12 protein-coding genes are annotated in these 15016 nt (G+C 71.4%); 5 read left to right on the top strand and 7 right to left on the bottom strand.

All coding sequences use genetic code 11. From position 1 onward, the window contains the following. Nucleotides 1-474: 474 nt before the first annotated feature. The gene (locus tag AB852_RS01470) at nucleotides 475-1263 is read right to left on the bottom strand and encodes a carbon-nitrogen family hydrolase (RefSeq protein WP_073782774.1); all 789 of its coding nucleotides are present in this window, start codon (nucleotides 1261-1263) and stop codon (nucleotides 475-477) included. A 213-nt stretch (nucleotides 1264-1476) separates the two neighbouring features. Here AB852_RS01470 and AB852_RS01465 point away from each other — a divergent pair, with 213 nt between their 5' ends. Next, a complete protein-coding gene (locus AB852_RS01465; protein ID WP_073782772.1) occupies nucleotides 1477-2301 on the top strand; it encodes a maleylpyruvate isomerase family mycothiol-dependent enzyme in 825 nt (274 codons plus the stop codon). Between the two features lie 163 nt (nucleotides 2302-2464). Here the strand turns inward: AB852_RS01465 and AB852_RS01460 are convergent, their stop codons facing one another. Next, nucleotides 2465-3775, bottom strand: a complete 1311-nt coding sequence (locus AB852_RS01460; protein WP_073782770.1) for an MFS transporter — start codon at nucleotides 3773-3775, stop codon at nucleotides 2465-2467. Next, nucleotides 3772-4491 carry a GntR family transcriptional regulator gene (locus tag AB852_RS01455; RefSeq protein WP_079184377.1) on the bottom strand — a complete coding sequence of 240 codons (720 nt, stop codon included), beginning with the start codon at nucleotides 4489-4491 and terminating at the stop codon, nucleotides 3772-3774. The genes AB852_RS01460 and AB852_RS01455 overlap by 4 nt, the downstream gene beginning before the upstream one ends. 370 nt (nucleotides 4492-4861) lie before the next feature. Here AB852_RS01455 and AB852_RS01450 point away from each other — a divergent pair, with 370 nt between their 5' ends. Next, complete coding sequence (locus tag AB852_RS01450) at nucleotides 4862-5713, top strand: D-alanyl-D-alanine carboxypeptidase family protein (protein ID WP_073782768.1); 852 nt, start codon at nucleotides 4862-4864, stop codon at nucleotides 5711-5713. An 84-nt stretch (nucleotides 5714-5797) separates the two neighbouring features. Here AB852_RS01450 and AB852_RS01445 read toward each other — a convergent pair whose 3' ends face one another. Genes AB852_RS01445 through pdhA form a run of 3 tightly spaced genes read right to left on the bottom strand, consistent with a single transcriptional unit; the run spans nucleotide 5798 to nucleotide 9470 of the window. Continuing rightward, entirely contained in the window at nucleotides 5798-7306 is a 1509-nt protein-coding gene (locus AB852_RS01445; RefSeq protein WP_073785227.1) for a dihydrolipoamide acetyltransferase family protein, read from the bottom strand. Between the two features lie 20 nt (nucleotides 7307-7326). Further along, a complete protein-coding gene (locus AB852_RS01440; RefSeq protein WP_073782766.1) occupies nucleotides 7327-8307 on the bottom strand; it encodes an alpha-ketoacid dehydrogenase subunit beta in 981 nt (326 codons plus the stop codon). Between the two features lie 2 nt (nucleotides 8308-8309). Further along, complete coding sequence (gene pdhA / locus AB852_RS01435; protein ID WP_073782764.1) at nucleotides 8310-9470, bottom strand: pyruvate dehydrogenase (acetyl-transferring) E1 component subunit alpha; 1161 nt, start codon at nucleotides 9468-9470, stop codon at nucleotides 8310-8312. Between the two features lie 335 nt (nucleotides 9471-9805). Here pdhA and AB852_RS01430 point away from each other — a divergent pair, with 335 nt between their 5' ends. Both AB852_RS01430 and AB852_RS01425 read left to right on the top strand, forming a co-directional pair. Continuing rightward, nucleotides 9806-10465, top strand: a complete 660-nt coding sequence (locus AB852_RS01430; protein WP_073782762.1) for a response regulator — start codon at nucleotides 9806-9808, stop codon at nucleotides 10463-10465. 114 nt (nucleotides 10466-10579) lie between these two features. Then, nucleotides 10580-11026 (top strand): pyridoxamine 5'-phosphate oxidase family protein, encoded by a 447-nt coding sequence (locus AB852_RS01425; protein WP_073785225.1) that lies wholly within the window; start codon nucleotides 10580-10582, stop codon nucleotides 11024-11026. A 141-nt stretch (nucleotides 11027-11167) separates the two neighbouring features. On the opposite strand, the gene AB852_RS01420 is transcribed toward AB852_RS01425, so the two are convergent. Continuing rightward, nucleotides 11168-12892 (bottom strand): protein kinase domain-containing protein, encoded by a 1725-nt coding sequence (locus tag AB852_RS01420; RefSeq protein ID WP_073782760.1) that lies wholly within the window; start codon nucleotides 12890-12892, stop codon nucleotides 11168-11170. A 327-nt stretch (nucleotides 12893-13219) separates the two neighbouring features. On the opposite strand from AB852_RS01420, the gene AB852_RS01415 reads away from it, so the two are divergent. Continuing rightward, entirely contained in the window at nucleotides 13220-14881 is a 1662-nt protein-coding gene (locus AB852_RS01415) for a Stk1 family PASTA domain-containing Ser/Thr kinase (protein ID WP_073782758.1), read from the top strand. The last annotated feature ends 135 nt before the right edge of the window (nucleotides 14882-15016 follow it).

Below are 15016 nucleotides of genomic sequence, written 5' to 3'. Positions count from 1 at the left end.
GCGCGGGGAACCGCGCGAAACCACCGAGCGACGGCACAGGAACGAGTACGCCCAGCACAGAAAACCCAGGGGCGCGGGGAACTGCGCACCCTCCGAGCGACGGCACAGGAACAATCGCGCCCGGCACAGGAAACCCAGGGGCGCGGGGAACTGCGCGAAGACGAGAACCGGCCCGCACCCGGAGAACAACAGCAGGAGGCAGCATCCAGGGGCGCGGGGAACCGCGCACCCCACGAACGACGGCACAGGAACAAGTGCGTCCACCCGGAGAGACCTGGGAAGCGCAAGCGAAGGCGACCAGCACAGGAAACCCAGGGGCGCGGGGAACTGCGCGAAGACGAGAACCGGCCCGCACCCGGAGAACAACAGCAGGAGGCAGCATCCAGGGGCGCGGGGAACTGCGCACCCCCGTCCGACCCGCACAGGGACGAAGTACGTCCCGCCGGACAGACCCAGAAGCGCAAGCGAAGGCGATCAGGCGCGGAAGTGGGGCCGGCGGTCCTTGAGGGCCGGGAACTCCTCCCGGACCACACCCACCCGCGCGGGGTCGAACTCGACGGAAAGCACCGCGTCGCCCGCCCCCGTGACCTCCCCGAGGACCTCGCCCCAGGGATCGATCACCATGCTGTGCCCCGCCTGGGCCACCCCCGCGTGCCCCCCGGAGGTCCCGCAGGCGAGCACGAACGCCTGGTTCTCGACGGCCCGCGCACGCGCCAGCAGCGTCCAGTGCCCGAGCCGCCGCTCGGGCCACCCCGCGGAGACGACCAGCACCTCCGCCCCCGCGTCGACCAGCCCCCGGAACAGCTCGGGGAACCGCAGGTCGTAGCAGGTGGAGAGACCGACCGTGGTCCCGGGCAGCCGCACGGTGACCAGCTCCGAGCCCGCGCCCATCAGCACCGCCTCGCCCCGGTCGAAACCGAACCGGTGGATCTTGCGGTACGACGCGGCGAGCGACCCGTCGGGGGCGAAGACCAGGGAGGTGTTGTAGAGGGTGCCGTCCGGGTCACGCTCGGGCACGGACCCCGCGTGCAGCCAGACGCCCGTGTCGGCCGCCGCCCGGGCCATCACCTCGTACGTGGGCCCCTTCAGGGGCTCGGACTCCGCGGCGAACGACTCGTACGCGAACGCGCCGGTCGTCCACAGCTCGGGGAGCACCACCAGGTCCGCGTCCGACTGCTCCCGGACGAGCGAGGCGACCCGGGTACGGCGGGAAGCGACCGATTCGGCGTCGTCTGCGCCGATCTGGAGGAGAGAGGCGCGCACACTACCACCGTCCTGGCATTCAAGTCGTCAACACGGCCTACGATCGTCACACGAAAGCACTGCCGGGGTCTCGTCAACCAGCGTACTGTCCTTTCCGGGGAACCCCCGGACCCCCACCCGCGCCGAGCCCGGCCCACCGCACGCAGCACGCCCGCTCCCGCCGCCCGACCCGCAACGCAGCCCGCCGCAAGCAACAACCGCCCGAGGGGTCTCGTGAGTCTCCATCCCAGCCTTCAGAACTACGCCGACGCCTGGACGCACTCCGTGGAAGCGATAGCGGAGCTGGTGCAGCCGCTCGTGGAAGGGGAGTGGAACCGCGCGACACCCTGTCCGGGCTGGTCGGTCCGGGACATCGTGTCGCATGTCATCGGCCTGGACTGCGAGATGCTCGGTGACCCGCGGCCGATCCACACCCTGCCCCGCGATCTGTACCACGTACAGACGGAGCACCAGCGGTACATGGAGATGCAGGTCGACGTCCGGCGGCATCACACCGGGCCCGAGATGACGTCGGAGCTGGAGTACACGGTCATCCGCCGCTCGCGGCAGATCCGCAACGAGACCCGGCAGCCGGAGACGAAGATCCGGGGGCTGCTCGGCAGCGAGGAGACCCTGGAGTTCGCGATGCGCAGGCGCGCGTTCGACATCTGGGTGCATGAGCAGGATCTGCGGACCGCCCTCGCCCAGCCCGGCAACCTCGACTCGCCCGGTGCGCACATCGCGCGGGACGCGATGCTGGAGGCGCTGCCGAAGGTCGTCGCGAAGGACGCGGGCGCCCCGCCCAACTCGGCCGTGGTGGTGGATGTGCACGGGCCGGTGGAGTTCCTGCGGACGGTACGGGTGAACGCGGACGGCCGGGGTTCGGTCGACGGCGCGCCCTCGCTGGGCCCGCTGGTCACCCTCGGTCTGGACTGGGAGACGTACTTCCGGCTGGCGTGCGGACGGGTGTCCCTGGAGTCGGTGCGCGACCGCGTCAAGGCCGAGGGCGACCAGGAGTTCGCCGCGGCCATCCTGCGCAACTTCGCCATCACCCCCTGACCCCGTACGCCCCGTACGCCCCACCCGTCCGCGAGCAGCGAGTACTCAGCACCGCGCGCCGACGGCCCGGTACGCCCCCTGCCCCCACGTACGCCTTCCGACCCGGCGTCACCGCCGGACCCCCCAGGCCCGAACCCCCGATCCCCACGGGCCTGTCGGCGCGTCAGGCCGCCGGTACGTGCACGGTGGTGACCCTGCTGGCGACGAGCCGTTCCCGTTCCCGGGTGGCGGCGCGCGCCCGCAGCCGGACGATCTGGGCGAGGCCGACCGCCTGGAGGACGAACACCGCCGAGAACGCGGCCCGGTACTCGCCGCCGGTCAGGTCGAGGAGCAGTCCGACCGCGAGCAGGGTGGTCATGGACGCCACGAAGCCGCCCATGTTCACGATCCCGGAGGCGGTGCCCTGGCGTTCGGGCGGGTTCGCGGGGCGGGCGAAGTCGAAGCCGATCATGGAGGCCGGCCCACCGGCGCCGAGGACCACGCACAGGGTCACGAGCACGGCGAGCGGGGGCCGGCCGCCCGGCCAGGCCAGGGTGAGCGCCCAGACGGCCGCGGTCGCCCCGACCGTGCCGAGGACCAGGGGCAGCCGCGCCGCGTGGTGCCGGGCGACGATCTGTCCGTACACCAGGCCCACCAGCATGTTGGAGACCACGAGCAGGGTGAGCAGTCCGCCCGCGGCGTCCGGGGTGAGGCCCTGCGCCTCGACGAGGAACGGCAGCCCCCACAGCAGCAGGAACACCATCGCCGGGAACTGCGAGGTGAAGTGGACCCACAGTCCGATCCGGGTACCGGGCTCGGCCCAGGACGAGGACAGCTGGCGCCGGACGAACGCGGCGCCCTGCCGGGGCCGGGGTCCCTCCGGCCGTTCGGCCGCGCCGGGGTGGTCCTTGAGGAACAGCAGCAGCGGGACGAGGACGAGCACCCCGGCGAGCGAACTGCCCGCGAACGCGGCCGTCCAGCCGACGCCGTGCAGCAGCCGTGCGACGACCAGGGTGGAGACGAGGGTCCCCGCCATGCCCGCGAGTCCGGCGAGCTGCGCGATCATCGGACCGCGCCGCGCCGGGAACCAGCGGGTGCCGAGCCGCAGCACACTGATGAACGTCATCGCGTCGCCGCAGCCGAGCAGCGCCCGCGCGGCCAGGGCGGTGCCGTACGAGGGGGCGAGCGCGAAGCCGAGCTGTCCGGCGGTGAACAGCGCGGTCCCGATGACCAGCACCTTCTTGGTGCCGAGCCGGTCGACCAGCAGGCCGACGGGTATCTGCATGCCCGCGTACACGAGCAGTTGCAGTATCGAGAAGGCGGACAGGGCGGACGCGCTGATGTGGAAGCGGTCGGCCGCGTCCAGGCCGGCGACGCCGAGCGAGGTGCGGAAGATGACCGCGACGAAGTAGACGGAGACCCCGATCGACCAGACGACGAGCGCGCGGCGCCCGCCGGGTGGGTCGCCGGGCAGCCCCGCCGACCCGGCGCTCACCGGACGTCACCCCGGGCGAGGCCGGAGAACCAGCCGATGTGGCGGTGCACGACGTCGACGGCGCGGTCGGTGTCCCCGGCGCGCAGCGCGTCGAGGATCTCCTCGTGCTCGGTCAGGGTCTTGGCGATCCGGTCGGGGTGGGAGTGCATGACGGCGACGCCCATCCGCAGCTGCCGGTCGCGGAGCTGCTCGTAGAGCCGGGAGAGGATCTCGTTGCCGCCGCTGCGGACGATCTCGACATGGAAGCAGCGGTCGGTGACGGCGGCCTCGGTGAACCGGCCGGCCGCCGCGTGCGCCTTCTGCTCGGTGAGGAGTTCGGCGAGGCGGGCGATCAGCCGGGGCGGCGCGGGGACGGCCTTGCGGATGGCGTGCTCCTCGACGAGCAGCCGGGTCTCGACGACGTCCGCGATCTCCTGCGCGGAGACGGGCAGGACGAGGGCGCCCTTCTTCGGGTAGAGCTTGATCAGCCCCTCGACCTCCAGCCGCAGCAGCGCTTCGCGTACGGGGGTCCGGGAGACGCCGACGGCCTCGGCCAGCTCGCCCTCGGTCAGCAGGGTCCCGCCTTCGTAGCGGCGGTCCAGTACGGCCTGTTTGACGTGGCCGTAGACCCGGTCGGCGGCGGGCGGCTGCTTGGCGGCGGGTCCGGTGGGAGGAGCGGCGGCGGCGCCTGTCGCACGGGTCCCGGGAGCGGCGGTCAGGGCGGCGGAGGCAGGCATGCGCACAGCTTAGATACAAGACGTACGCATGACGAGGAGGGTCCAGGATGCGGACCCGGGAACGGAGGGGGGAATTCCGTGCGCCGCCGGTGATAACTCCGCGATATCCCCGCCGGTCCGGTCATCGGTAAATCATGGGATCGGCCGGGGATAGGGCGGGGATATGGCGACAAAGAGACCGGGTGGAGGATTCTCCGCGAACACAGGGGATTCCTTTACCTTTTCCATGCATCCATCACCCCGCCCCAAGAGTCTTCAGCAAGTGCGGCATCTTCCTGTCGCCGCACGGATATACGTATTTCCAGGGGCGTTTGGAGCATTCAAGTTGAGTACTGGCATCAAGGGCATTCGTCGCGCTTCGGCCGTTACCGTGACACTCACGGCGGGCGCGATGCTCGCCGGAGGCGTGACCGCCACCTCGGCCCAGGCCGCTTCCCCGGCACCGCCGGCCATCACGGCCAAGGGCGGCTATGTGATGAACAACGCGACGGGGCGCACTCTTTACAGCAAGGCCGGGGGCACCAAGCTGTCCACGGGCTCCACCACGAAGATCATGACCGCCAAGGTGGTGCTGTCGCAGCGGAATCTGAACCTCGACTCCAAGGTGACGATCCAGAAGGCGTACAGCGACTACATCGTGTCGAAGGGCGCCTCGTCGGCAGGGCTGTTCGTCAACGACAAGGTGACGGTCCGTCAGCTGCTGTACGGGCTGATGCTGCCGTCCGGCTGTGACGCGGCCTACGCGCTGGCGGACAAGTTCGGCAAGGGTTCGACGCGCGACGCCCGCGTCAAGTCGTTCATCGGCCAGATGAACAGCACCGCGCGGACCCTCGGTCTGCGCAACACCAAGTTCGACTCGTTCGACGGCATCAGCAACGGAAGCAATTACTCGACGCCGAACGATCTGACCAAGCTCGCGAGCAACACGATGAAGAACTCCACGTTCCGGACCATCGTGAAGTCGAAGACCACCAAGCAGAAGGTCACCACGCGCAGCGGTGGCTACCGCTACATGAACTGGAAGAACACCAACAAGCTGCTCGGGACCTACCCGGGCGCCATCGGCATCAAGACCGGCTCGGGCCCCCAGGCCAAGTACTGCCTGGTCTTCGCCGCGACCCGCGGCGGCAAGACGGTGATCGGCACCGTCCTGGCGTCCTCCTCCGAGGCCAACCGCAACGCGGAGGCCAAGAAGCTGATGGACTACGCGTTCAAGCGCTGACGCGACCGCAGACGGAACGGGGCCGTGCCCCGGCCGGTTTCACCACCGGCCGGGGAACGGCCCCTTCTCGTACCGCACCGGGGATCACGCCCAGGCGATGAACCTCTTGGGCTGTTCCAGAACCGCCGCCAGATCGGCGAGCACCCGGGAGCCCAGCTCGCCGTCGACCAGCCGGTGGTCGAAGGAGAGGGCGAGGGTGGTGACCTGGCGGGGCTTCACCTTGCCCTTGTGCACCCAGGGCTGGAGCTTGATCGCGCCGACGGCGAGGATCGCGGACTCCCCCGGGTTCAGGATGGGGGTGCCCGTGTCGACGCCGAAGACCCCGACATTGGTGATGGTGACCGTGCCCCCCTGCATCGCGGCGGGTGAGGTCTTGCCCTCACGTGCCGTGGCGACCAGTTCGGCCAGGTCCTTCGCCAGCTGCGGCAGGGACTTCTCGTGCGCGTCCTTGATGTTCGGGACGAGCAGTCCGCGCGGGGTGGCGGCGGCGATGCCCAGGTTCACGTAGTGCTTGCGCACGATCTCCTGGTTCGCCTCGTCCCACGCCGCGTTGACCTCCGGGTTGCGCTTGATCGCGACCAGCAGCGCACGGGCGATCAGCAGCAGCGGATTCACCCGCAGCCCCGCGAGACCGTAGCTGTCGGCGTCCCGCTTGAGCTCCTCCACCAGCTTCATCGTGCGCGTCACGTCGACGGTGACGAACTCGGTGACATGCGGGGCGGTGAACGCCGAACCGACCATGGCCTGCGCGGTCGCCTTGCGGACCCCCTTGACCGGGATCCGGGTCTCCCGCGCCCCGGACACGGGCGCCTGCGGCTGTACGTGCTCCTGGGTCTCCGCCTCGGGCTGGGGCGCCGGTGCCTGCCGGGCCCCGTCCGACGGCTCCGCGGCCGGGGCGGACACGGCACCGTTCGCGGTCCCGGGTCCGGCCGCCGCGTGGACGTCCTCCCGGGTGACGATCCCGCCGGGACCGCTCGGTGTCACCACCGCGAGATCGACCCCGAGGTCCTTGGCCAGCTTGCGGACGGGCGGCTTGGCGAGCGGCCGGGCGCCGTTCGCGGCGGGAGCCGGGACGGGTGCGGGGGCGGGTGCCTCGGCCACCACGGGAGCGGGCGCCGGTGCCGGGGCCTGCGCCGCCGGGTCCTGCTTGCGCGGCCTGCGGCGGGTCGAGCTCTCGGCCACGCCGTACCCGACCAGCACCGGCGTACGGCCCTGGGGCGCGGGCTTCTCCCCGGTGGGAGCAGCGGGGGCAGCGGGGGCCTCGGGGGCGGCCGGGGTGGACGCCGGGGCCTCGGGGGCGGCCGGAGCGGGGGCGGCCTGGGCGGAGGTGTCGCCACCGCCCACGTCCACGGTGATGATCACCTGCCCCACGTCCACGGTGGTGCCCGCGGGGAACCGCAGTTCGGCCACCACCCCGTCGAACGGGATCGGCAGCTCGACGGCCGCCTTGGCGGTCTCGACCTCGCACACGACCTGTCCGTCGGAGACGGTGTCGCCGACCTTCACGTACCAGGTGAGGATCTCGGCCTCGGTCAGGCCCTCGCCCACATCGGGCATCTTGAACTCGCGCACGGAAACGGACGCCTGGGTCATCGTGGTCACAGCCCTCCTCCTCAGTACGCCAGCGAGCGGTCGACGGCGTCGAGCACCCGGTCGAGACCCGGCAGGTACTCCTCCTCCAGCCGCGCCGGGGGATACGGCGCGTGGTAGCCGCCGACCCGCAGGACGGGGGCCTCCAGGTGGTAGAAGGACCGCTCGGTGATCCGCGCCGCCAGCTCCGCGCCCGAGCCGAGGAAGACCGGCGCCTCATGGACGACGACCAGCCGGCGGGTCTTCTCCACGGACGTCTGCACCGTGTCGAAGTCGATCGGGGAGATGGACCGCAGATCGACGACCTCCAGCGAACGGCCCTCCTCCTCGGCCGCCGCGGCGGCCTCCAGGCAGACCTTCACCATCGGGCCGTACGCGACCAGCGTGAGATCGGTGCCCGTACGGACCACGGACGCCTTGTGCAGCGGGCCGGGGATCGACTCGGGGTCGACCTCGCTCTTGTCCCAGTAGCGCCGCTTGGGCTCGAAGAAGATGACCGGGTCGTCGCTCTGGATCGCCTGCTGGAGCATCCAGTACGCGTCGGAGGAGTTCGACGGGGAGACCACCTTCAGGCCCGCCACATGCGCGAACAGGGCCTCCGGCGACTCCGAGTGGTGCTCGACCGCGCCGATGCCGCCGCCGTAGGGGATACGGATGACGACCGGCAGCTTGATCTTGCCCAGCGCCCGCGCGTGCATCTTCGCGAGCTGCGTGACGATCTGGTCGTACGCCGGGAAGACGAAGCCGTCGAACTGGATCTCCACCACCGGGCGGTACCCGCGCAGCGCGAGACCGATGGCCGTGCCGACGATGCCGGACTCGGCGAGCGGGGTGTCGATGACCCGCTCCTCCCCGAAGTCCTTCTGGAGTCCGTCGGTCACCCGGAACACCCCGCCGAGCTTGCCCACGTCCTCGCCCATCACCAGGACCTTGGGGTCGGTGTCGAGCGCGCGGCGCAGGGATTCGTTGATCGCCTTGGCGATCGGCAGCTTCTTGACGGCCATGGTCACTTGTCCTCCCCGTCCGCGAACGACGCCTGGTAGGCGGCGAACTGCGCGCGCTCCTCGTCGACGAGCGCGTGCCCGTCCGCGTACACGTTGTCGAAGATGGCCAGATGCTCCGGGTCCGGCATGGCCCGCACCACCTCACGCACCCGCTTGCCGAGTGCCTCGCTCTCGGCCTCCAGCTCCGCGAAGAACGCCTCGTCCGCGTGCGACTGGGCCTCCAGGTACGCGCGCAGCCGGATGATCGGGTCCTTGGCCTCCCAGGCCGCCCGCTCGTCGTCGTGGCGGTAGCGGGTGGGGTCGTCGGACGTGGTGTGCGCGCCCATCCGGTACGTGAACGCCTCGACCAGGGTCGGCCCCTCGCCCCGGCGGGCGCGCTCCAGCGCCCAGCGGGTGACGGCGAGACACGCGAGGACGTCGTTGCCGTCGACCCGTACACCGGGGAAGCCGTAGCCGCGTGCGCGCTGGTACAGCGGCACCCGGGTCTGCTTCTCGGTCGGCTCGGAGATCGCCCACTGGTTGTTCTGGCAGAAGAACACCACGGGCGCGTTGTAGACCGCCGAGAAGGTGAACGACTCCGCCACGTCGCCCTGGCTGGAGGCGCCGTCACCGAAGTACGCGATCACCGCCGAGTCCGCGCCGTCCTTGGCGATGCCCATGGCGTAGCCGGTGGCGTGCAGGGTCTGCGAGCCGATGACGATCGTGTACAGGTGGAAGTTGTTGGTGGTGGGGTCCCAGCCGCCGTTGTTGACCCCCCGGAACATCCCGAGGAGCAGTGTGGGGTCGACGCCCCGGGTCCAGGCGACGCCGTGCTCCCGGTACGTGGGGAACACGTAGTCGTCCGGGCGGGTGGCGCGGCCCGAGCCGATCTGCGCGGCCTCCTGGCCGAGCAGCGAGGCCCACAGGCCCAGCTCGCCCTGGCGCTGGAGGGAGGTCGCCTCGGCGTCGAAGCGGCGGGTGAGGACCATGTCGCGGTAGAGCCCGCGCAGCTCCTCGGGGGTGATGTCCTCGACGAACGCGGCGTACTCGGCGAGCGCCTTGGTCGGCCTGACCCGCTTGCCCTCGGGGGTCAGAAGCTGGACGAGGTCGGGCTGGCCGCCCGGGGTCTTCTTCGCGGCGGCCCGCTTGCGCGGCCCCCGCGTGACAGTGCTCTCCACGGTCACGTGCTGCTCCTCCGTCGGTCCGGCCGCCCGGGTTCGCCGGGCGGGCCAGTGCGGTCGCCTGACCCCGAGACCCGCGCACGGGGTGGGTGCGTCGGCCGGGAACAGGCGTGACAGGTGCCCCGGCGAGCGCCCTGCACCAAGCACGTTACCCAGTGTCGCGCCTTGCCGCGAAAACCTCCTGACCTGCAATTTTCCTTGGAACTCCAAGTAAATCGCGCGGGCCGGGAACTCTCGCTGGTCACAGCGTCGGGCAGGTGCCCGCAGGGGGCCGGAACAGGCGAACGTTATCCCGGGGACCCCGGGCAGCGGAAGAGATCGTGTGTGAGACTGACAGCGTGCGCGAAGAGGGAAAAATTACGGTATTTCTTCTCGACGACCATGAGGTCGTCCGCCGCGGTGTCCACGAGATGCTGAGCGGCGAGGACGACATCGAGGTCGTCGGTGAGGCGGGCACCGCGGCGGAGGCGCTGGCGCGTATCCCGGCGGTCCGTCCGGACGTGGCCGTGCTGGACGTCCGGCTGCCGGACGGCAGCGGTGTCGAGGTGTGCCGGGAGATCCGGTCGGCCGACGAGTCCGTGAAGTGCCTGATGCTGACGTCGTTCGCGGACGACGAGGCCCTCTTCGACGCGATCATGGCGGGTGCCTCGGGCTATGTCCTCAAGGCGATCCGCGGCAACGAACTGCTGTCGGCGGTGCGTGAGGTCGCCGCCGGGAAGTCCCTGCTCGACCCGGTCGCCACGGGGCGGGTGCTGGAGCGGCTGCGGGACGGCGGCCGGGACAAGGGCGACGCGAAGCTGGCGTCGCTGACCGAGCAGGAGCGCAAGATCCTCGATCTGATCGGGGAGGGGCTGACCAACCGGGTGATCGGTGAGCGGCTGCACCTCGCCGAGAAGACCATCAAGAACTATGTGTCCAGCCTGCTGTCCAAGCTCGGGATGGAGCGGCGCAGCCAGGCGGCGGCGTACGTGGCACGCATCCAGGCCCGCCGGGACTGACCCCCGCCCGGTACTTCCGTCACGGGGGTTTCGCGGGGGTTCGGGACCTTCGGCCCGGAGGGTGCGGGCCGGGGTTCCCTGTCGCGGTGGCGGCGGATGGCCGACATTGACCGTATGCCCCTGCCCACGCCCAGCTCCGCGTCGCCGGACCCCGCGGGCGACACCGCCCGCGCCTACGCCCTGCTGGCCGGGACCGGTCACGGGCGGGTGGCCACGAGCATGCGCGCGCTCCCGTTCCTCGCCACCGCGCGCCACATCCTGGCCGACGGCCGGCTGCTGCTGCGGATGCACCGGGGCACCGGCTATCACCAGGCGTGCGTCGGCAGTGTCGTCGCGTACGGCGCGGACAACCTCGGCGGGCGGGACGCGGCCGGGGGCGAGTGGTCCGTGCAGCTCGTCGGGCTGTGCGAGGCCGTGCGGCCGAGCGACGGGGAGCTGCTGCTGTTCGGTCCGGTCCCGGGGCGGATGGACGGGGAGCCGTACGACCCGGTGTATCTGCGGATCGAGCCCCAGTTCATCACCGTGCACACCGCGGACCCGGCGCCGCCCGCAGGGGACTGACCGGGCCCGCCGGCCGCGACGGGATCAGGCGGTGGTGCCGGGACCGGAGTGTTTCCGAGGCCGGACGGTGGTTCCCGGGCCGGACGGTGTGCCGGGACCGGAGGGTGGTTCCCGGGCGGGAGGGTGGTGCTGGTGCCGGGATCAGGGGGTGGTGCCGCCGTCGCCGCCCGGGTCGCCCGCACCGCCGTTGCCGCTGCCGGCCGCGCCGCCCTCACTGCCCGCGGCGCCGCCCTCGCTTCCGGCCGAGCCGCCCTCGCTGCCACCCGGGGACTCCCCCGTGCCGGGGGACTCGCCGGTGCCGGGGGACTCCCCGGTGTCGCCGCCGTCCGTCTCGCCGCCGGTGGTGGGCGCGCCGGTCGGTTCCCCGGTGCTGTCGTCCCCGCTCGGGGTGGGCGACGTACCGGTCGTCGGCTGACCGCCGCCCGGCTGCTGGGAGTAGGACGAACGGCCGCTGCCGGGCTGCTGCTGCTTCGGCGGGGTCCAGGTGTTGTCGTCGCCGCCGTCGTCGTCGCCGCCGGTGCCCGGACCGGTGTCCTGGCTGGGCGTCGACTCCTTGGACTCCTTGGCGGAGGGGCTCGGCTTGTCCGACTTGGTCACCGAGGGCGGCTTGTTGGTGTCCGGCTCCTTGGTCTTGCCCGACAGCTGGCTGACGGCCACCGCGATACCCACGGCGATGGCGACGACCGCGAGGGCGGCCAGCAGCCACATCTTGTTGCGGCCGCGGCCCGGACCGCCGGAGCCGTGGTCGTCGTACCCGCCGTAGCCGCCGCCCGCGCCCTGCGGCATCTGCTGGGGGATCTGCGAGGTGCCCGAGTCGGGGTGCGGCAGCGCGGTGGTCCCCGCGACGCCCATCCCCATGCCCATCCCCATCGCGGGGGTGTGACCGCCCTCGTGGGTGTCGACCGGCCCGGTGTTCCAGGTGCCGGTGTGGCTGCCCTGCTCGTACAGCATCTGGATGCCGTACTGGATCAGGCCGCGCATCTCCTCGGCGGTCTGGAAGCGGTCGTCGGGGTCCTTCGCCAGCGCCCGCATGACCAGGCCGTCAAGCTCCGGCGGCACCCCGTCGGAGACCTCGGAGGGCGGGACCGGGATGTCCTGGACGTGCTGGTAGACCACCGACAGCGGGGTCTCGCCGGTGAAGGGCGGACGCAGGGCGAGGAGTTCGTAGAGCAGACAGCCCGTGGCGTACAGGTCGGAGCGGTGGTCGACGGCCTTGCCGAGCGCCTGCTCCGGGGAGAGGTACTGCGGGGTGCCCATGACCATGCCGGTCTGGGTCATGGTCGACTGCGCGCCGTGCAGGGCACGCGCGATGCCGAAGTCCATGACCTTCACGGCGCCGTTGTGCGTGATGATGACGTTCGCGGGCTTGATGTCCCGGTGCACGATGCCGTGCTCGTGGGAGTAGGCGAGCGCCTCCAGCACCCCGGAGACGATGATCAGCGCCTGTTCCGGCCCGGGGGCCTCGGCGTTGATCAGCAGATCGCGGATCGTGCGGCCCTCGACGATCTCCATGACGATGTAGGGGACCACCTGGCGGCCCACCTGGTCCTCGCCGGAGTCGTACACGGCCACGACGGCGTGGTGGTTGAGCCCGGCGACCGACTGTGCCTCACGGGTGAAGCGGGCCTTGGACACCGGGTCCTCGGCGAGGTCCGAGCGCAGCAGCTTCACGGCGACGGTCCGGCCGAGCCGGACGTCCTCGGCGGCGAACACCTCGGCCATCCCGCCCCGGCCGAGCCGGTGCGTCAGCCGGTAGCGGCCGTCCCCGACCAGTCCGCCGTTGCCCCACAGCTCCGGCGCGTCAGACATACCGCCACCACCGGCCTCGGGGTCGGACGGGCCCTGGGCGCGCTGCGTCTGTGCCATCAGTCCTCGCCGTCGTTTCTGCCCGCGTGCGCGCGGTGGTTGTCACGGTCTCCGTCGGCCCACGCTACAGCCTTCCCCGGCCCCTCCGTTCCGAGATGGACCGGCCATCGAACCCTTAACGTGCGCTTCGGGGCAAATCCTGTGTACGTCGTACAGAGACGCTGTAACGCTTCCGCGACGCTTCACCCGCTCAGGGTCACGGAACGGGTCCCCCAACTTGACGTGTCGGTACCCTCCGGCAGACTTGGCCGGTAATAGCGCAATCGATCACCGAACGCGGAAGCCGGGCGGGCACTGAGCCACCCGGGCCGATGGGGGACGCAAGTCATGAGCCAGGACGGCGCGCACGGTCGCTACGCAGGGCGTTCGGTCGGTGGCGGACGCTACCAGCTACGGGATCTGCTCGGCGAGGGCGGCATGGCCTCGGTGCACCTCGCGTACGACTCCGTCCTGGACCGCCAGGTCGCGGTCAAGACGCTGCACACCGAACTGGGCCGGGAGCCCGCGTTCCGTGAGCGGTTCCGCCGCGAGGCGCAGTCCGTGGCGAAGCTCACGCACACCAATATCGTCTCGGTCTTCGACACCGGCGAGGACGAGCTGAACGGCTCCACCACGCCGTACATCGTCATGGAGTACGTCGAGGGCCGGCCGCTCGGTTCGGTACTGGAATCGGACATGGCGCAGTTCGGCGCGATGCCCACCGACAAGGCGCTGAAGATCACCGCGGATGTGCTGGCGGCGCTGGAGATCAGCCACGAGATGGGCCTGGTCCACCGGGACATCAAGCCGGGCAACGTCATGATGACCCGGCGCGGTGTCGTCAAGGTCATGGACTTCGGCATCGCGCGCGCCATGCAGTCCGGGGTCACGTCGATGACGCAGACCGGCATGGTGGTCGGCACCCCGCAGTACCTCTCCCCCGAACAGGCCCTCGGCCGGGGCGTCGACGCCCGCTCGGACCTCTACTCCGTCGGCATCATGCTGTTCCAACTCGTCACCGGACGGCTGCCGTTCGAGGCGGACTCCGCACTGGCCATCGCCTACGCGCATGTCCAGGAGGAGGCGGCCTCGGCGTCCTCGATCAACCGGGCGGTGCCCCCGGCGGTCGACGCGCTGATCACCCGGGCGCTGCGGAAGAACCCCAACGAGCGGTTCCCCAGCGCGGAGTCCATGCGGGACGAGTGCCTGCGGGTCGCCCAGTCGCTCCAGCAGGTCGCGCCGAGCATCGTGCCCGGCGCCCGGACGGCGAGCGGGTCGGGTGTCGGCTCGGCCGTCTTCCCGCCCGTCGACCGGACCGCGGCGCCGCCGCCGGGTCCCGTCCACACGCCGTACCAGCCGGGCCCCTACGGCCCCTCGACACCCGCGCCCGGCCCGAACCACGCCCCCACCCCCGGTTACGGCTATCCGCAGCAGCAGGGGTACGGGACCCCGGCCCCGCCCGTCGGGTACGGCGCCCCGCAGCAGGCGCCGACCCCGCCGCCCGCGTACGCCATGGCACCCCACCAGCAGCAGGGGCCGGGCGGTGGCCGCCGGTCGCGGGGCCGCGGGGCGGGGGTCGCCGTCGCGATCGCCGTCGCGATCGCCATCGTCGGCGGCGCGGCCTACACCTTCACGAACAACAACAACGACCCCGGCGACGACGAGGCCGGGGGCAACGCTTCGCCGTCGGTGTCCGCCAGTGCGGACACCGGTGGCGAGTACCGGGGTCCGGACACCACGAAGGTCATCGAAGGTACCGAGTGCACGGAGCCCGAGACCTCGTACAGCGACGAGAACATGGTCGAGATGCCCGACTTCACGCTGAAGCACATCGGCTCGGTGAAGGAGTGCCTCCAGGCGGCGGGCTGGCAGTTCGACACGACGGACGTCGCCGAGAACACCTACGGGGACGGCGCGGTGATGAAGCAGTTCCCCCGGGCGGGCACCGACTTCGACCCCGAGGACCCGCCCACCATCCAACTGGACGTCTCCACCGGCAAACCCCAGTAGAGACCGCCGTTCCCGGGCCCCGAAAGGGGCGCGGGGAACCGCGCACCCCACGAGCGACCCGCACGGGCAAATGCACGCCCAGGAACGAAGACCCAGGGGCGCGGGGAACCGCGCAAACCCACGAGCGACCCGCAC

Origin of the sequence: Streptomyces uncialis (assembly GCF_001905345.1) — a bacterium.
In the GTDB taxonomy this organism is placed as follows: domain Bacteria; phylum Actinomycetota; class Actinomycetes; order Streptomycetales; family Streptomycetaceae; genus Streptomyces; species Streptomyces uncialis.
This window is presented reverse-complemented; position numbering and strand designations above follow the sequence as displayed.

Bases quoted from the DNA above. Each gene is read 5' to 3' on its own strand.
- AB852_RS01455 (WP_079184377.1), bottom strand. From the start codon at position 4,491: ATGCCTGCCTCCGCCGCCCTGACCGCCGCTCCCGGGACCCGTGCGACA.
- AB852_RS01445 (WP_073785227.1), bottom strand. From the start codon at position 7,306: ATGACCCAGGCGTCCGTTTCCGTGCGCGAGTTCAAGATGCCCGATGTG.
- AB852_RS01440 (WP_073782766.1), bottom strand. From the start codon at position 8,307: ATGGCCGTCAAGAAGCTGCCGATCGCCAAGGCGATCAACGAATCCCTG.
- AB852_RS01425 (WP_073785225.1), top strand. From the start codon at position 10,580: ATGCCCCTGCCCACGCCCAGCTCCGCGTCGCCGGACCCCGCGGGCGAC.
- AB852_RS01420 (WP_073782760.1), bottom strand. From the start codon at position 12,892: ATGGCACAGACGCAGCGCGCCCAGGGCCCGTCCGACCCCGAGGCCGGT.
- AB852_RS01415 (WP_073782758.1), top strand. From the start codon at position 13,220: ATGAGCCAGGACGGCGCGCACGGTCGCTACGCAGGGCGTTCGGTCGGT.